This window comes from Spectribacter acetivorans (assembly GCF_031846305.1).
GTDB lineage: Bacteria > Pseudomonadota > Gammaproteobacteria > Nevskiales > Salinisphaeraceae > Spectribacter > Spectribacter acetivorans.
The window spans coordinates 180,024-195,075 of record NZ_JAVRHY010000002.1; the positions used below are offsets into that span (position 1 = coordinate 180,024).

Annotated in this window: 15 protein-coding genes; all 15 read left to right on the forward strand. The window is 65.6% G+C overall.

Annotated elements, in window-relative coordinates:
- Positions 1-29: 29 nt before the first annotated feature.
- The 15 genes from RM531_RS02865 (at position 30) to queE (ending at position 15,051) form a co-directional block, all read left to right on the forward strand.
- A complete protein-coding gene (locus RM531_RS02865; protein WP_311657159.1) occupies positions 30-2,933 on the forward strand; it encodes a 2-oxoglutarate dehydrogenase E1 component in 2,904 nt (967 codons plus the stop codon).
- A 9-nt stretch (positions 2,934-2,942) separates the two neighbouring features.
- Positions 2,943-4,235, forward strand: coding sequence for a 2-oxoglutarate dehydrogenase complex dihydrolipoyllysine-residue succinyltransferase (gene odhB / locus RM531_RS02870; RefSeq protein ID WP_311657160.1), 1,293 nt, complete (start codon positions 2,943-2,945; stop codon positions 4,233-4,235).
- A 63-nt stretch (positions 4,236-4,298) separates the two neighbouring features.
- Entirely contained in the window at positions 4,299-5,750 is a 1,452-nt protein-coding gene (gene lpdA / locus RM531_RS02875) for a dihydrolipoyl dehydrogenase (protein ID WP_311657161.1), read from the forward strand.
- Between the two features lie 126 nt (positions 5,751-5,876).
- On the forward strand, positions 5,877-6,620 hold the full coding sequence (locus RM531_RS02880) for a YebC/PmpR family DNA-binding transcriptional regulator (RefSeq protein ID WP_311657162.1): 744 nt from the start codon (positions 5,877-5,879) through the stop codon (positions 6,618-6,620).
- 5 nt (positions 6,621-6,625) lie between these two features.
- Entirely contained in the window at positions 6,626-7,132 is a 507-nt protein-coding gene (gene ruvC, locus RM531_RS02885) for a crossover junction endodeoxyribonuclease RuvC (RefSeq protein WP_311657163.1), read from the forward strand.
- Complete coding sequence (gene ruvA / locus RM531_RS02890; RefSeq protein ID WP_311657165.1) at positions 7,129-7,728, forward strand: Holliday junction branch migration protein RuvA; 600 nt, start codon at positions 7,129-7,131, stop codon at positions 7,726-7,728. The genes ruvC and ruvA overlap by 4 nt, the downstream gene beginning before the upstream one ends.
- A 1-nt stretch (position 7,729) precedes the next feature.
- Positions 7,730-8,794, forward strand: coding sequence for a Holliday junction branch migration DNA helicase RuvB (gene ruvB / locus RM531_RS02895; protein WP_311657166.1), 1,065 nt, complete (start codon positions 7,730-7,732; stop codon positions 8,792-8,794).
- 67 nt (positions 8,795-8,861) lie between these two features.
- On the forward strand, positions 8,862-9,305 hold the full coding sequence (ybgC, locus tag RM531_RS02900; RefSeq protein ID WP_311657168.1) for a tol-pal system-associated acyl-CoA thioesterase: 444 nt from the start codon (positions 8,862-8,864) through the stop codon (positions 9,303-9,305).
- Complete coding sequence (gene tolQ, locus RM531_RS02905; RefSeq protein ID WP_311657171.1) at positions 9,306-10,007, forward strand: protein TolQ; 702 nt, start codon at positions 9,306-9,308, stop codon at positions 10,005-10,007.
- 33 nt (positions 10,008-10,040) lie between these two features.
- On the forward strand, positions 10,041-10,475 hold the full coding sequence (tolR, locus tag RM531_RS02910; RefSeq protein WP_311657172.1) for a protein TolR: 435 nt from the start codon (positions 10,041-10,043) through the stop codon (positions 10,473-10,475).
- On the forward strand, positions 10,447-11,523 hold the full coding sequence (gene tolA, locus RM531_RS02915; RefSeq protein WP_311657173.1) for a cell envelope integrity protein TolA: 1,077 nt from the start codon (positions 10,447-10,449) through the stop codon (positions 11,521-11,523). Before tolR ends, tolA begins: the two co-directional genes overlap by 29 nt.
- A 15-nt stretch (positions 11,524-11,538) precedes the next feature.
- Positions 11,539-12,849 (forward strand): Tol-Pal system beta propeller repeat protein TolB, encoded by a 1,311-nt coding sequence (gene tolB, locus RM531_RS02920; RefSeq protein WP_311657175.1) that lies wholly within the window; start codon positions 11,539-11,541, stop codon positions 12,847-12,849.
- 65 nt (positions 12,850-12,914) lie between these two features.
- On the forward strand, positions 12,915-13,490 hold the full coding sequence (pal, locus tag RM531_RS02925; RefSeq protein WP_311657177.1) for a peptidoglycan-associated lipoprotein Pal: 576 nt from the start codon (positions 12,915-12,917) through the stop codon (positions 13,488-13,490).
- 8 nt (positions 13,491-13,498) lie between these two features.
- On the forward strand, positions 13,499-14,353 hold the full coding sequence (gene ybgF, locus RM531_RS02930) for a tol-pal system protein YbgF (protein ID WP_311657179.1): 855 nt from the start codon (positions 13,499-13,501) through the stop codon (positions 14,351-14,353).
- Entirely contained in the window at positions 14,353-15,051 is a 699-nt protein-coding gene (queE, locus tag RM531_RS02935; RefSeq protein ID WP_311657180.1) for a 7-carboxy-7-deazaguanine synthase QueE, read from the forward strand. The genes ybgF and queE overlap by 1 nt, the downstream gene beginning before the upstream one ends.
- The last annotated feature ends 1 nt before the right edge of the window (position 15,052 follow it).

Sequence of the window (15,052 nt, forward strand, 5' to 3'; positions counted from 1 at the left end):
GCCCCCCGGCCAGCGGATCCGCCGCCGCCATGAAGAGCGAGCTCAACGAGAAGTTTCTCCGGAATTCCCCGCTGTTCGGTGCCAATGGCGCCTACATCGAAGACTATTACGAACAGTTCCTGAAGGACCCCGAGTCGGTCGAGCCGTCCTGGCGCGAGTACTTCCGGGGTCTCAATGGCGACGGCCGGGCCGACGTGGCCCATTCGCCCATCCGCGATTCCTTCATCGACACCTCGGCCAGCGCCGGCCAGGGCGCGGCGCCGCGAACTGCCATGGCCCCCCAGGCGGCGCAGAAGCAGGCCGGGGTGCTGCGGCTGATCAACTATTACCGCGTGCGCGGTCACCAGAGCGCGCAACTCGACCCGCTGGGTCTGTTCGAACCGCCTGCGGTTCCCGACCTCGACCCGGCCTTTCATGGTCTCGGCGAGGCCGATATGGACGCCGCGTTCAACACCGGCTCGCTGTTCGCGCCGGACGAAATGTCCCTGCGCGACATCATCCATCTGTGCAAGCGGGTCTACACCGGCACCATCGGTGCCGAATACATGTACATCACCGACACCCGCCAGAAACGCTGGATCCAGCGGCGCCTGGAGGCCTCGGTGCAGGAGCAGCCGCTGTCCGCGGAGGCCAAGCTCGAGGCCTTGCGCCAGCTGACCGCGGCCGAGGGTATCGAGCGCTACCTGCATACCAAGTACGTGGGCCAGAAACGCTTCTCGCTCGAGGGTGCCGACAGCCTTATTCCGATGCTTGATGCGATCGTGCGTACGGCCGCCGGCTATCGCATCGACGAGGCGGTCATCGGCATGGCCCATCGCGGGCGGCTGAACGTGCTGGTCAACATTCTCGGCAAGTCCCCGCAGGAGCTGTTCTCCGAGTTCGAGGGGGATGTGGATCTGGATCGGCTCGATCTGTCCGGCGACGTGAAATATCACCTCGGGTTCTCCACCGATGTGGAGATCGCCGATACCCGCATGCATCTGGTGCTGGCGTTCAACCCGTCGCACCTCGAGGCGGTCAATCCGGTGGTGCAGGGCTCGGTCAAGGCCCGGCAGGAACGTCGTGATGATGACGACGGCGACACCGTGCTGCCGGTGCTCATCCATGGCGACGCCTCGTTCGCCGGGCAGGGCATCGTGATGGAGACGCTGCAGCTGTCCCAGGCCAAGGGTTATGCCACCGGCGGCACGGTGCACATCATCGTCAACAATCAGCTCGGCTTCACCATGCAGAGCCCGATCGCGGTGCAGCCGGGCGAGAGTTCGCGTACGTCGCAGTACTGCACGGACATCGCCAAGATGCTGGAGGCGCCGGTATTCCATGTGAACGCCGACGATCCGGAAGCGGTGGTGTTCGTCAGCCAGCTGGCGGTGGATTACCGTGCCGCCTTCGGCAAGGACGTGATCATCGATCTGGTCTGCTACCGCCGCCACGGCCACAACGAGGCCGACGAGCCGGCCGTGACCCAGCCGTTGATGTATCAGAAGGTCAAGGAAAGCCCGACTGCCCGTGCCAAGTTCGCCAAGCGTCTGGTCGACGAGGGCGTGGTCGAGGCCTCCGAGCCGGATCGCCTGTTCGAGGCCTACCGCGAGGGGCTGTCCGAGGGCCGCAACATATTCCGCGCCACACTCGGGCTGGTCGGCAATGACCACACCGTGGACTGGGCCCGCTACACCCGGCAGCACTGGTCCGACTGCGTGGACACCAGCGTACCGCTCAAGACCCTGCGCCGCCTGTCTGACGAGTTGCTGACCTTCCCCGACGGCTTCGAGCTGCACAAGCGGGTCCAGCGCATTGTCGAGGACCGGCGCAAGATGGCCGCCGGCGCCATTCCCGTGGACTGGGGCTTCGCCGAAACCCTGGCCTATGCCAGCCTGCTGGATGACGGCTTCGACGTGCGTCTGTCCGGTCAGGACTCCGGACGTGGCACCTTCTTCCATCGTCACGCCGTGGTGCATAACCAGAAAGATGGCAGCTGCTTCGTGCCGTTGACCCAGGTGGGTAGCGACAACGCCCGTTTTACCGTCACCGATACCCTGCTGTCCGAGGCCGGGGTGCTGGGCTACGAGTACGGCTACGCCACCGCCGATCCGGAAGTGCTGGTGGTGTGGGAGGCTCAGTTCGGTGATTTCGTCAACGGCGCCCAGGTGATCATCGACCAGTTCATCGCCAGCGGCCGGGCCAAGTGGGGGCGCCTGTGCGGGCTCACCATGTTCCTGCCGCATGGTTACGAGGGCCAGGGCCCGGAACATTCCTCGGCCCGGCTCGAGCGCTTCCTGCAGCTATGCGCCGAGCGCCATATGCTGGTGGTGGTGCCGTCCACCCCGGCCCAGTGGTTCCACCTCATCCGCCAGCAGATGGTGCGCGACCTGCGCATGCCGCTGGTGGTGATGACGCCCAAGAGCCTGCTGCGCCACCGGTTGTCGACCTCGACGCTGGACGACCTTACCGAGGGGCGCTTCCAGTTCGTGATCGACGAGCCGGCCGATATCGACGCCGACCGCATCAAGCGCGTGGTGTTCTGCAGCGGCAAGGTCTACTACGACCTCTATCAGGCCCGCGAGGAGCAGAAACTCGATACCGTGGCGCTGGTTCGCATCGAGCAGCTCTATCCGTTCCCGGCGGATGAGTACGCCGCGGCGATCGCGCGGTATCCCAATGCCACGCAGATCGTCTGGTGCCAGGAAGAGCCGGAAAACCAGGGCGCCTGGTATCAGATCAAGCATCGGTTGACGGTGCCGCTGGGGAGTAATCACACGCTGCTGTACGCCACCCGGGCCGGCTCCGCCAGCACCGCGGTGGGTTACCACAAGCTGCACGTCAAGCAGCAGAAGGAGGTCGTCGACGCCGGGCTGAGCGGCGGCCTGGAGCTGGTCGATCGCGGCAAGAGCCGCAACCGCAACGGCCGACAATCCCGCAAGAAAAAGTCATAAGGACGCCTCATGAGCATGGAGATCAAGGTTCCGGAACTGCCGGAATCCGTTTCGGAAGCAACCGTCGGTGAATGGCATGTCGCCGCCGGCGACAGCGTCGACCGCGACCAGAACGTGGTGGACCTGGAAACCGACAAGGTCATGCTGGAGGTGCCGGCCACTGCCGCCGGGACGATCAAGGAAATCCGTGTTGAAGCGGGCCAGACGGTTCACGCCGGCGACGTGCTGGCGATTGTCGAGGAAGGAGAGGGCAGTTCGGCCGGGGGCAGCGATGACGGCGCGAGCGCCGGCGCCGCCGAACCGGCCTCAAGCGGCGATGCCGATGAGGTGGCAGACGACGACGGGGATGATCAGCCCATCCAGAGCCCGGCCGCCCGCAAGCTGATGGATGAGCACGGCCTCGGGGCCGGCGACGTCAAGGGCAGTGGCAAGGACGGTCGCATCACCAAGGCGGATGTGCTTTCCGCGGTGGACGGCAAGTCGGAAGCGCCGGCGCCCGCCAGGTCGAAGCCGCAAGCCGAGAAGCCCGCCGCCGACACGGACAAGGCACCGGCCAGCGCCGACAAGGCGGATCAGGCAGCGCTCAAGGCCGGCGCGGGCGAACGGCTGGAGCAGCGCGTGCCCATGACCCGCATCCGGGCCCGCATCGCCGAGCGTCTGCTCGAGGCCACCCAGAGCACCGCCATGCTGACCACCTTCAACGAGGTGGACATGCAGGCGGTCACTGACGTGCGGGACCGCTACAAGGAAAAATTCGAGAAGGATCACGACGTCCGGCTGGGCTTCATGTCGTTCTTCGTCAAGGCGGCGGTGGAAGCCCTCAAGCGTTTCCCGGTGGTCAACGCCTCGATCGACGCCGACGACATCGTCTACCACGGCTATTACGACGTGGGCATCGCGGTGTCCTCGCCGCGTGGTCTGCTGGTGCCGATCCTGCGTGATGCCGATCAGCTCAGCTATGCCGAGATCGAGTCGAATATCCGCAGCCTCGGCAAGCGTGCCCAGGAAAGCAAGATCACCATGGACGAACTGTCCGGCGGCACCTTCACCATCACCAATGGCGGCGTGTTCGGCTCCATGCTGTCCACGCCCATCCTCAATCCGCCGCAGAGCGCGATTCTGGGCATGCATGCGGTCAACGACCGGCCGATGGTGGTCGACGGTGAAATCCGCGTGCGGCCGATGATGTATCTGGCGCTGTCCTACGATCACCGCATCATCGACGGGCGCGACGCCGTGCTGTTCCTGCGCACCATCAAGGAGCTGATCGAGGATCCGGCCCGCCTGCTGCTACAGATCTAGAACGGTTTCAGGAATTCCGCGCCGGCTGCCGCACCGCGCGGCCCGCGCCCACAGGAACTGCTTATGAGCAACAAGTACGATGTCATCGTCATCGGCGCCGGCCCGGCCGGCTATGTGGCCGCCATCCGTGCCGCCCAGCTGGGCATGCAGGTCGGCTGCATCGATCGCTGGCTGGACGATCAGGACGAGCCGTCGCTCGGGGGCACCTGCCTGAACGCGGGCTGCATCCCTTCCAAGGCGTTGCTGGAATCCTCGGAGCTCTACCACCGGGCGCAGCACGACTTCGCCGAGCACGGTCTGGACGTCAAGGACGTGTCGATGGACATCGGCCGCATGCAGAAGCGGCGCGAGAAGATCGTCTCCCAGCTTACCGGCGGTATTGCCGGCCTGTTCAAGGCCAATGGCGTGGAATGGCTGCAGGGCAGCGGCAGCGTGGCCGACGCCGGCAAGGTCGAGTTCCAGCCCGTGGGCAAGAACGCCCGCAAGAAAACGCTCGAGGCCGACAACATCATCATCGCCAGTGGTTCGGAGCCGGTGGCACTGGATATCGCCCCGTTCGACGGGGAGCGGATTCTGGATTCGCGCGGTGCGTTGACGCTGGCGGATGTACCCAAGCGCCTGGGCATCATCGGCGCCGGCTATATCGGGGTGGAACTGGGCAGCGTGTGGTCGCGCCTTGGGGCCGAAACCGTGATCCTGGAAGCCCAGGAAAGCTTCATGCCCATTGCCGACACCCAGATCGCCCGTGAGGCCCTGCGCCAGTTCGGCAAGCAGGGCATGGACATTCGCATGGGCGCCCGGGTGGTGTCGGCCAAGGCCAAGACAGGCAAGTCCGGCAACGTGACCGTGCGCTACAGCGTGGACGGTGACGAAAAGGAAGAGGTGTTCGACCGCCTGATCGTGGCCGTTGGCCGCCGCCCCTGCACCGATGGTCTGCTGGGCGGTGACGCCCAGGTGGAACTCGATGACAAGGGCTTCGTGTCGGTGGACGGTGATTTCCGCACCAGCCTGCCCGGGGTATACGCCGTGGGCGACGTGATCGGCGGCCCCATGCTGGCGCACAAGGGGATGGAAGAGGGTAGCGCGGTGGCCGAGATTCTCGCCGGCCAGAAGCCTCACGTGAATTACGAGACCGTGCCCTGCGTGGTCTACACCTCGCCGGAAATCGCCTGGGTCGGCAAGACCGAGGCCCAGGCCAAGTCCGAGGGCATCGACTACCGGGTGGGCGCGATCCCGTTCGCCGCCAACGGCCGGGCCAAGGCGCTGGGCCAGGAAACCGGACAGGTCAAGCTGATTGCCGATGCCAACACCGACCGGATCCTGGGCGCGCACATGATCGGGCCCTATGTGTCCGAACTGATCCAGGAAATCGTGGTGGCGATGGAATTCCAGGCTTCCAGCGAGGACATCGCCCGCATCATTCACGGTCACCCGACGCTGGGCGAGAACGTCCACGAGGCGGCGCTGGCCGTCGACGGCCGGCCGATTCACTTCGCGCCGAAAAAGCGCAAGTAACGGGCTTCGGGTTGCAAGTCTGGACGGGCACCCGAGGCGCCTGACCCGGAACCTGAAACTTATCGCCCGGTCTCGGCCCTTTCCGGTAAAATTACCGGATCACTTCGCATCCGACTTCCTGCAACCATGGCCGGCCACAGCAAATGGGCGAATATCCAGTACCGCAAGGGTGCTCAGGACAAGAAGCGGGGCAAGATATTCACCAAGCTGATTCGTGAAATCAGCGTCTCCGCGCGCACCGGCGGCGGGGACCCGGATGCCAATCCCCGGCTGCGCCTGGCCATCGACAAGGCGTTGTCCAACAATATGCCCAAGGACAACATCGAGCGCGCTATCAAGCGCGCAACCGGTGATGCCGATGGCGCCCACTACGAGGAAGTCCGCTACGAAGGTTATGGCCCCAGCGGTGTGGCAATCATGGTGGACTGCCTCACCGACAACAAGAACCGCACCGTGGCCGAAGTGCGCCACGCCTTCTCCAAGCACGGGGGCAATCTGGGCGCCGATGGGTCGGTGGCCTATCTGTTCTCTCGCGCGGGCGTGATCAGCTACGGGCCGGAAGTCGACGACGAGCCGGTGCTGGCCGTGGCGCTGGAAGCGGGTGCCGAGGATATCGCCGAATATGATGACGGGTCGTTCGATGTGCTGGCCGCCCCCGACGACTACCGGCAGGTGCGCGACGCCCTCGAGGCCGCCGGCCACGAACCCAGCGCGGCCGACGTGACCATGCGGCCGGCCACCACCACCGAACTGGAAGGGGCGGACGCCGAGACCTGTCTCAAACTGCTGGACATGCTCGAGGACCTGGACGACGTCCAGAACGTCTACTCGAACGTGGAACTCCCGGAAGACGTGCTGGCGGCGAGCTGAATCCCATGAGCCGCATTCTGGGCATCGACCCGGGTTCGCGCGTGACCGGCTACGGTCTGATCGACGGGGACGCCGGTCGACCGGTGCTGGTGGCACATGGCTGCATCCGGCAGCCCGACGGCGAACCGTTTCCCGAACGGCTGGCGCGCATCTTCGCCGAGGTGGGCGCGGTGATTAAGACGCATGACCCGGCCGAGATGGCGATCGAGGATGTGTTCGTCAGCCGTAACGCCGCCAGTGCCCTGAAACTGGGTCAGGCTCGTGGCGCTGCGATCTGCGCCGGCGCGGCGGTCGGCCTGCCGGTGGCGGAATATACCCCCGCGAAGGTCAAACAGGCGCTGGTTGGACGCGGCGCGGCCGACAAGCGTCAGGTGGCGCACATGGTGGGCATGCTGCTGGGCGTGCGCGAGCCGCTGCAGGCGGACGCCGCCGATGCGCTGGCCGTCGCGATCTGTCATCTGCACCACCGCCAGACCGCCGAACGGCGTCCGGCCCGGGCCCGCGCCTCGTGATCGGGCGGCTCGAAGGCCGGCTGCTGGAAAAGCGCCCGCCATGGTTGGTGCTGGATGTGGGCGGCGTCGGCTATGAAGTCGAAGCGCCGATGTCCACCTTCTACAAGCTGCCGGCCGTGGGGGAGCCCGTGGTGCTGCGCACGCACCTGGTGGTCCGGGAGGACGCCTTCAGCCTGTTCGGCTTCGCGCACGAGGCCGAGCGCAGTCTGTTCCGTGAACTGATCAAGGTCAGCGGGGTGGGGCCACGGCTGGCACTGACCATTCTGTCGGGCATCAGCCCGGACGATTTCGTGGCCACGATCCAGGAAGGCGATGCCGATCGCCTGACCGGGCTGCCCGGCGTGGGCAAGAAGACCGCGGCCCGGCTGATGGTGGACATGCGCGACCGTCTGGGCAGTGCCGGCGCCACCGGTATGCCGATGGGCGGCCCGCCCAGCGGCGGCGTGCCCGACGACCCGGCCGCCGAAGCCCATCACGCGCTGACCTCACTGGGCTACAAACCGGCCGAAGCGACCCGGCTGCTGCGTGACTGCGATACCGCGGGCCAGTCCAGCGAGGAACTGATCCGTCAGGCCCTCAAGCGGGCGGTACGCTGAGATGAGTGAACAGCGGGTGATTGCCGGCGACGCCGAGCCGGATGATGAGGTCGACCGTGCCCTGCGGCCGCGCCGGCTATCCGAGTACGTCGGTCAGGCGCCGGTACGCGAACAGCTGGAGATCTTCGTCACCGCGGCCCGTCGCCGGGGCGAGGCATTGGATCACGTGCTCATCTTCGGCCCGCCGGGTCTGGGCAAGACCACGTTGGCCCACGTCATCGCCACCGAAATGAACGTCAACCTGCGCCAGACCTCCGGACCAGTGCTGGAGCGGCCGGGCGATCTGGCGGCGCTGTTGACCAATCTCGAGCCCAACGACGTGCTGTTCGTTGACGAAATCCACCGGTTGTCACCGGTGGTCGAGGAAGTGCTCTATCCGGCGCTGGAAGACTACCAGCTGGATATCGTCATCGGCGAAGGGCCCGCCGCCCGCTCGATCAAACTGGAATTGCCGCCGTTCACGCTGGTTGGCGCCACTACCCGGGCCGGCTCGCTGACCTCGCCATTGCGGGATCGCTTCGGCATCGTCCAGCGGCTGGAGTTCTACAACGAGGCCGACCTGCGGTCCATCGTGGAACGGTCAGCCCGCATCATGGCGGTCGGCATCGACGCGGACGGCGCCCGGGAAATCGCCCGCCGCTCGCGGGGCACGCCACGCGTGGCCAACCGCCTGCTGCGCCGGGTACGTGACTATGCGGAGGTCCGGGCGGACGGCCACATTGACGGCCCGGTGGCCAGTGCGGCCATGGATATGCTCGACGTGGACGCCTTCGGCTTCGACGTAATGGATCGCAAGCTGCTGATGTCGCTGCTGGAAAAATTCGAGGGCGGGCCCACCGGGGTGGAAAGCCTGGCCGCCGCCATCGGCGAGGCGCGGGAAACCATCGAGGATGTGCTCGAGCCTTATCTGATTCAGCAGGGCTTCATGATGCGCACGCCGCGGGGCCGGGTGGCCACCCGCCAGGCCTATCAGCATTTCGGCCTGCCGACCCCGGCCCGGTTCGAGAGCCTGCCGGTGGGGGATCTGTTTGCTGCCGAGACTCCTGACAACGAGGATAAGCAGTAACGGGTAACTCTCCGTGTCTGAAATGGTTTAAAATAATGCCGGTTGTTGATCGGAGCCATCCGGAACGATGGGTCAAACCAAGGCTGACGCAGCCGGCAATGCCGGCGGACCGCGCTGCTTCGAGTGGCCGATTCGCGTCTACTATGAGGACACGGATGCCAGCGGCGTGGTCTATCACGCCAACTATCTGCGCTATTTCGAGCGTGCCCGGACCGAATGGCTGCGGGCACTGGGCTACGATCAGGCAAGCCTGGCCGCGGAACTCGGCGTCGTATTCACGGTCGTTTCCGCAACGTTGGCGTTTCGGCGTCCGGCACGCCTGGACGATATGCTGATCGCCGATGTCGTGATCAGCGAGGTGCGCCGCGCCAGCCTGAGTTTCGAGCAGACCCTGCGCCGCGAACGGGAACACGTGGCCAGTGGGCAATTCCGGGTCGCCTGCGTCGATGCGCATGGGTTCCGGCCGCGGGCGGTACCGTCGGTCATCGTCGCCGACGCACAAGGAGACTGAATGAACGTCGCAACCGATCTTTCCCTCTGGGGCCTGATCGCCGAAGCCAGCATGCTGGTGAAGCTGGTCATGCTCGGACTGCTTCTGGCTTCCGTGGCTTCGTGGGTGGTGATTTTGAAGAAACGCCGCGTGATCGGCGCCACCCACACGGAAGTTGAGTGGTTCGAGGACCGTTTCTGGTCCGGCGGCAATCTCAACGACATCTACCGCGAGGTGATGGAGCGGGGCGACACCCACATCGGCCTGGAAGCGCTGTTCCGTGCCGGGTTCGAGGAGCTGCGCCGGCAGCGGGCCGACGGTCGGGGCAGGTCCGATGAGATCCTGACGTCGGTACAACGGGCCATGCGCGTGTCGCTGGCGCGGCAGGTCGAACGGCTGGAAAACGGCCTGGCACTGCTGGCCACGGTCGGGTCGACCAGCCCCTATATCGGTCTGTTCGGCACCGTGTGGGGCATCATGAACGCCTTCATCGCCCTGGGTAACGTCAAGCAGGCCACCCTGAGCATGGTGGCGCCCGGTATTGCCGAGGCCCTGATCGCCACCGCCATGGGCCTGTTCGCGGCGATTCCGGCAGTGATTGCCTACAACTTCTTCACCAATCGGGTGGACGGGCTGGAAAGCCGTTTCCAGACCTTCATGGAGGAGTTCGCCGGCATCGTCGAGCGCGGCATGCACGCCACGCCCGCCCAGTCCGACAAGTGATGGCGGGTCAGCCTGGACCACGGAGACGCTCTCATGGCATCTAAGCGGCGCCTGGCCAGCGATATCAACGTCGTACCGTACATCGACGTCATGCTCGTGCTGCTGATCATCTTCATGGTCACCGCACCGTTGCTGACCACCGGCGTGCAGGTGAATCTCCCGCAAGCACCGGCCGAACCGATGGATATCAGCGAGGAAAACGAGCCGCTGATTCTGACGGTCAAATCCAACGGCGAGCTGTACCTGAACATCGGCGACAACCCCGATCAGCCGATATCCGCCGATCGGGTGGAGGAACTGGCGGCACGGGTGATCGAGCAGCGCCCGGACGTGCCGGTGGCGGTGCGCGGTGATACCGAGGGCCGCTACGGCGAGGTGGTGCGTGGCATGGTGCTGCTGCAGCGGGCCGGCGCCGGCCGGGTGGGTCTGATGACCGATCATGCCGAAGACGGCGACGAGCGTGGCTGAACTCCGGCATCTCTGGCGTGACAACCGCGGTCCGATTCTCTGGGCTGTGGGACTGCATCTGCTTCTGATCCTGCTGCTTGTATTCAGCATTCACTTCGGTGGCATCGTGCAGGGCGGATCGGAGCAGCCCGAGGTGGTGGAGGCGGTGATGGTCACCGGCGCCGGAAGCCCACCTCCGCGCGAGAGCGCGCCGCTGACCGACGAACCACCGCCCGAACCCGAGCCGGAAACGCCACAGCAAGACGCCGAGGCAGAAGCGAAGCAACAGGAAGCCGAGGCGCGCGCAGAGGAAGAGGCCAAAGCGCAGGCCGAAGCCGAGCGCCAGGCGCAGGAAGAAGCGCGCCGGAAGGCAGAGGCCGAAGCCGAAGCGGAACGCCGTGCCGAGGCGAAGCGCAAAGCCGAGGAAGAAGCCCGACGCAAGGCCGAGGCAGAGGCCGAACGAAAAGCCGAGGCCGAAGCCAAACGCAAGGCAGAGGAGGAGGCAGAACGGCAGGCAGAAGCCGAAGCCAGGCGCAAGGCGGAAGCGGAAGCCGAACGGAAGGCCGAAGCTGAAGCCCGACGAAAGGCGGAGGAAGAAGCCCGTCGGAAGGCCGAGGCGGAGGCCAAGCGCAAGGCCGAGGAAGAGGCGCGGCGCAAGGCGGAAGCCGAGGCCGAGGCAAAACGCAAGGCCGAAGCGGAAGCCCGTCGCCGGCGCGAGGCAGAAGCCGCCGCGCGGCGTCAGTCGGTGCAGGATGCACTCGCCGAGGAGTCCAGCGCGCGTCAGCGGGCCGCGAATCAGGCGGCCGTCGACGAATACGCCTCGCTGATCAAGAATCACGTCGAAAGCAACTGGCGGCGGCCTGCCGGTGTCGAAGACATCAGTTGCCGGGTGCGGGTGGAACAACTGCCGGGTGGCCAGATTGCGGGTTACGAGTTGCTGGGGTCCTGTGGCAGCGATGCCGTAGACTTGTCGGTAGAACAGGCCATTGCCAAATCCGACCCCCTGCCGCGCCCGCCCAGCCGCGAGGTGTTCCAGCGGGAAATAATCTTCAATTTCGAACCGGATTAACCAACGAGGCACTTGATGATTGAACGACTCGTCGCATGGTCCCGGCTGACGGTGATCCCGGCCTTGATGCTGCTGGCGGCAATGCCGGCGCAGGCGGCCCTGGAAGTGGAAATCACGCAGGGCGTAAGCGGGGCCCAGCCGATTGCCATCGTGCCGTTTGCCCGTGATGCCAGCGTGACCGGCGATACCGATATTGCCGAAGTGGTGGACGCCGACCTCGAGCGCTCGGGGTTGTTCGAGCCGCTGGCCCGCGACGCCATGCTGGAAACGCCGGGTAGCGTGCGCGAGGTGGATTACGCCAACTGGCGATCGGTGGAAGTCGACAACGTGGTCGTCGGCCGGGTGTCGCCGGACGGCCGCGGCGGCTACCGGGTCAGCTTCGATATCATTGATGTATACAAGGGGCGCTCGATCGGCGGCTACGAGATCAGCGCCAGCGAAGGCGGCCTGCGTGACGCCGCCCATGCCGTGGCCAACCGCATCTACGAGCAGTTCACCGGCAACAAGGGGTACTTTCTGTCGCGGATCGCCTACGTGGCGGTGGCACAGGAGAACAACGGGCCCACGTATCGGCTGGTGGTGGCGGACTATGACGGCCACAACCCGCAGACCATCGCGCGGTCGCGCGAGCCGATCCTGTCGCCGGCCTGGCATCCGGCCGGCACCAAGCTGGCCTACGTGGCCTTCGACCTGCAGCGCGGACGGTCCAGTCTGAGAATCCAGGATCTGGGGACCGGCGAGGTCAAGGAAGTGTCATCGCGGCCCGGGATCAATGGCGCCCCGGCCTGGTCACCCAACGGCAACAAGCTGGCGATGACGCTGTCCTACCGCGGCAACCCGGACATCTACACCTACGACCTGGCCGACGAGCAGGTTCGCCAGATCACGCGCAACGGCGCGATCGATACCGAGCCGTCATGGTCGCCGGATGGCAGCCACATCGTGTTCACTTCCGATCGCGGCGGCAAGCCCCAGGTTTACCGGGTGCGCAGCGGCGGCGGCAACGCCGAACGGCTGACCTTCGATGGTGAGAGCAACCAGCGCCCGTCCTACTCACCGGATGGCGAGAAAATCGTCATGGTGCAGGGCGGTAACGGGTACCGGATTGCGGTTCTGGACCTCGAAACCAATAATGTCCGCGTAGTCAGCGATGGCCCCCTGGATGAAGGCGCCAGCTTCGCACCCAATGGTCAGGTGATCATTTATGCGCGTCAGCAGGGCAACAGCGCTGAACTGGCAACCGTGTCGGTTGACGGACGCATACGCAATCGCCTGCGTCAGCCGGGCGATGTGCGCGAGCCGGCCTGGTCGCCGGCCGGATACTGATTTGCTGGTACGAGGCGGACTGGATACTCGAATTTTCCCTATCACGACAATCCAAGGAGATTAGGATGGTCAATCGGTTTTCACGTCGCCACGCCAGCTGGCGCGGCATGGCCCTGGTTCTGGTATCGGGCCTGTTCCTGGCCGCCTGTGCGGACAATCCGCCGCCCGGCGATCCCGACGATACCAGCGAAGGCGTTTCCACGGGTCAGGGGGACGGCAGTGTCGAAACCCGCGAGATCAACGAACGCGGCCTGCTCGGCATCGACGAGAAGGATCGGGCCATGTTCGTCGATCCGGACAACCCCCTGTCCACCCGCACGATCTACTTCGAATACGACAGCAGCACCATTCAGTCGCGCTTCCGCGATGCGATCCAGGCTCACGCGGGCTACCTGGCGGATCACCCGGACGTTCAGCTTCGACTGGAAGGCCATACCGACGAACGTGCCACCCGCGAGTACAACGTGGCCCTGGGTGAGCGGCGCGCCGAATCGGTGGAGCGGGCGCTGTCGCTGGCCGGTGCCGGTTCGGACCAGCTTTCCACCCTGTCATTCGGCGAGGAGCGGCCGGCGGAGCTGGGGTCTACCGAAGCCGCCTACGCCAAGAATCGTCGGGTTGAACTGATCTACGTGGCGCGCTGATCATGTTGATGGCAGCACAACTCGGTCGGGTCGGGGCAGTGATCCTGATCGGCATTGTCGGTGTGGCTCAGGCCGATATTGATACGGCCACCAAGCTGCGGCTGCAGTCGATCGAGGCGCGTCTGCCGGACGTGGACCGTCTCGAGCAGCTGGAACAGCGGGTAGCTCGTCTGGGTGCCGGCGAGGGCATCCAGGTGGCGGCCAACGAGACCGGCGATAATGGCGGCGGCAGCAGCGGGGGCATGTTCTCGCTGCTGCAGGACCTGCAGAGCGTGAAGGAAGATGTGCGCTCGCTGCGGGGCGAGATCGACGAAGTCCGCAATCTGATTAAGCGTAACGAGCAGCGGCAGCGGGATCTCTATGAAGATCTTGATGCCCGTCTTCAGGCGCTGGAGCAGGGCGGGGCCGGCGCCTCGGGTGGCGGCTTTGTCACCGTGCCGGAAAATGGTGCCGGCTCGGGTAGCGATCAGGGCGAAGTCGATGGCGAGGCGGCGGAAGCCGCCTACACCGCGGCGCTGGATCTGCTCAAGGCGGGAGATTACGAGCAGGCGCGGTCAAAGTTTGACCGCTTTGTCAGCGACTACCCGAACAGCGAGTTCAGCGACAATGCCTGGTACTGGCTGGGTGAGGCCCGCTACGTGGATCGCATCTATGAGGGTGCCATTGCCGCGTTTCAGCGAGTGATCAAGCGGTTTCCGGACAGCAACAAGGTGCCCGGTGCCCAGTACAAGCTCGGCGTGATCTACGACGAACAGGGCAAGTCGCAGCAGGCACGGGAGGCGCTGCAGCAGGTGATCCAGGAATATCCGGATGACAATGCCGCCGAGTTGGCACGCAAGCACCTCGACGCCATGGGTAGCTGATGTCGGATGCCCCGGTTGCCGAACGTCGTCCGACCGACCGGGTCAATCGGCGCGACGTGGATACGCTGCGTATCACGGAAATCTTCTATTCGCTTCAGGGCGAGGCGCGGGCGGCCGGCGCACCCACCGTGTTCGTGCGGCTCACCGGCTGCCCGCTGCGCTGTGATTACTGTGACACGGCCTATGCCTTTCACGGCGGGCAGCGCTGGGGTATGGACGACATCCTCGCCGAGGTCGCGACCCACGGCGTACAACACGTCTGCGTGACCGGCGGCGAACCGTTGGCCCAGCCGGCCTGCGCCGCGCTGGTCCGCCGCCTCTGCGATGCCGGGTACCGGGTGGCGGTCGAAACCAGCGGTGCGCTGGATATCCGGCCGATCGATACCCGTGCCTCGCGCATCGTCGATCTCAAGACACCCGGGTCCGGCGAGTGCCAGCGCAACCGCTGGGACAACCTGGCCGCGCTGACCACCGAGGACCAACTAAAGTTCGTCATCTGTGACCGGGCCGATTTCGACTGGGCGGCGGCGGTCTGCCGGGAACACGGCCTCTGGGATCGTTGCCCGGTATGGTTCTCCCCCAGCCACGGACAGGTGGAACCGTCCGCCCTGGCGGACTGGATACTCGGCGAACGCCTGCCGGTAAGGCTGCAGTTGCAGCTGCACAAGCAGCTCTGGGGCGATCAGCCGGGGCGATAGC

Bases quoted from the DNA above. Each gene is read 5' to 3' on its own strand.
- pal (WP_311657177.1), top strand. From the start codon at position 12,915: ATGGTCAATCGGTTTTCACGTCGCCACGCCAGCTGGCGCGGCATGGCC.
- RM531_RS02865 (WP_311657159.1), top strand. From the start codon at position 30: ATGAAGAGCGAGCTCAACGAGAAGTTTCTCCGGAATTCCCCGCTGTTC.
- ruvC (WP_311657163.1), top strand. From the start codon at position 6,626: ATGAGCCGCATTCTGGGCATCGACCCGGGTTCGCGCGTGACCGGCTAC.
- ybgC (WP_311657168.1), top strand. From the start codon at position 8,862: ATGGGTCAAACCAAGGCTGACGCAGCCGGCAATGCCGGCGGACCGCGC.
- tolQ (WP_311657171.1), top strand. From the start codon at position 9,306: ATGAACGTCGCAACCGATCTTTCCCTCTGGGGCCTGATCGCCGAAGCC.
- tolB (WP_311657175.1), top strand. From the start codon at position 11,539: ATGATTGAACGACTCGTCGCATGGTCCCGGCTGACGGTGATCCCGGCC.
- tolR (WP_311657172.1), top strand. From the start codon at position 10,041: ATGGCATCTAAGCGGCGCCTGGCCAGCGATATCAACGTCGTACCGTAC.
- ruvB (WP_311657166.1), top strand. From the start codon at position 7,730: ATGAGTGAACAGCGGGTGATTGCCGGCGACGCCGAGCCGGATGATGAG.
- RM531_RS02880 (WP_311657162.1), top strand. From the start codon at position 5,877: ATGGCCGGCCACAGCAAATGGGCGAATATCCAGTACCGCAAGGGTGCT.
- ybgF (WP_311657179.1), top strand. From the start codon at position 13,499: ATGGCAGCACAACTCGGTCGGGTCGGGGCAGTGATCCTGATCGGCATT.
- queE (WP_311657180.1), top strand. From the start codon at position 14,353: ATGTCGGATGCCCCGGTTGCCGAACGTCGTCCGACCGACCGGGTCAAT.
- lpdA (WP_311657161.1), top strand. From the start codon at position 4,299: ATGAGCAACAAGTACGATGTCATCGTCATCGGCGCCGGCCCGGCCGGC.
- odhB (WP_311657160.1), top strand. From the start codon at position 2,943: ATGAGCATGGAGATCAAGGTTCCGGAACTGCCGGAATCCGTTTCGGAA.
- tolA (WP_311657173.1), top strand. From the start codon at position 10,447: ATGCCGAAGACGGCGACGAGCGTGGCTGAACTCCGGCATCTCTGGCGT.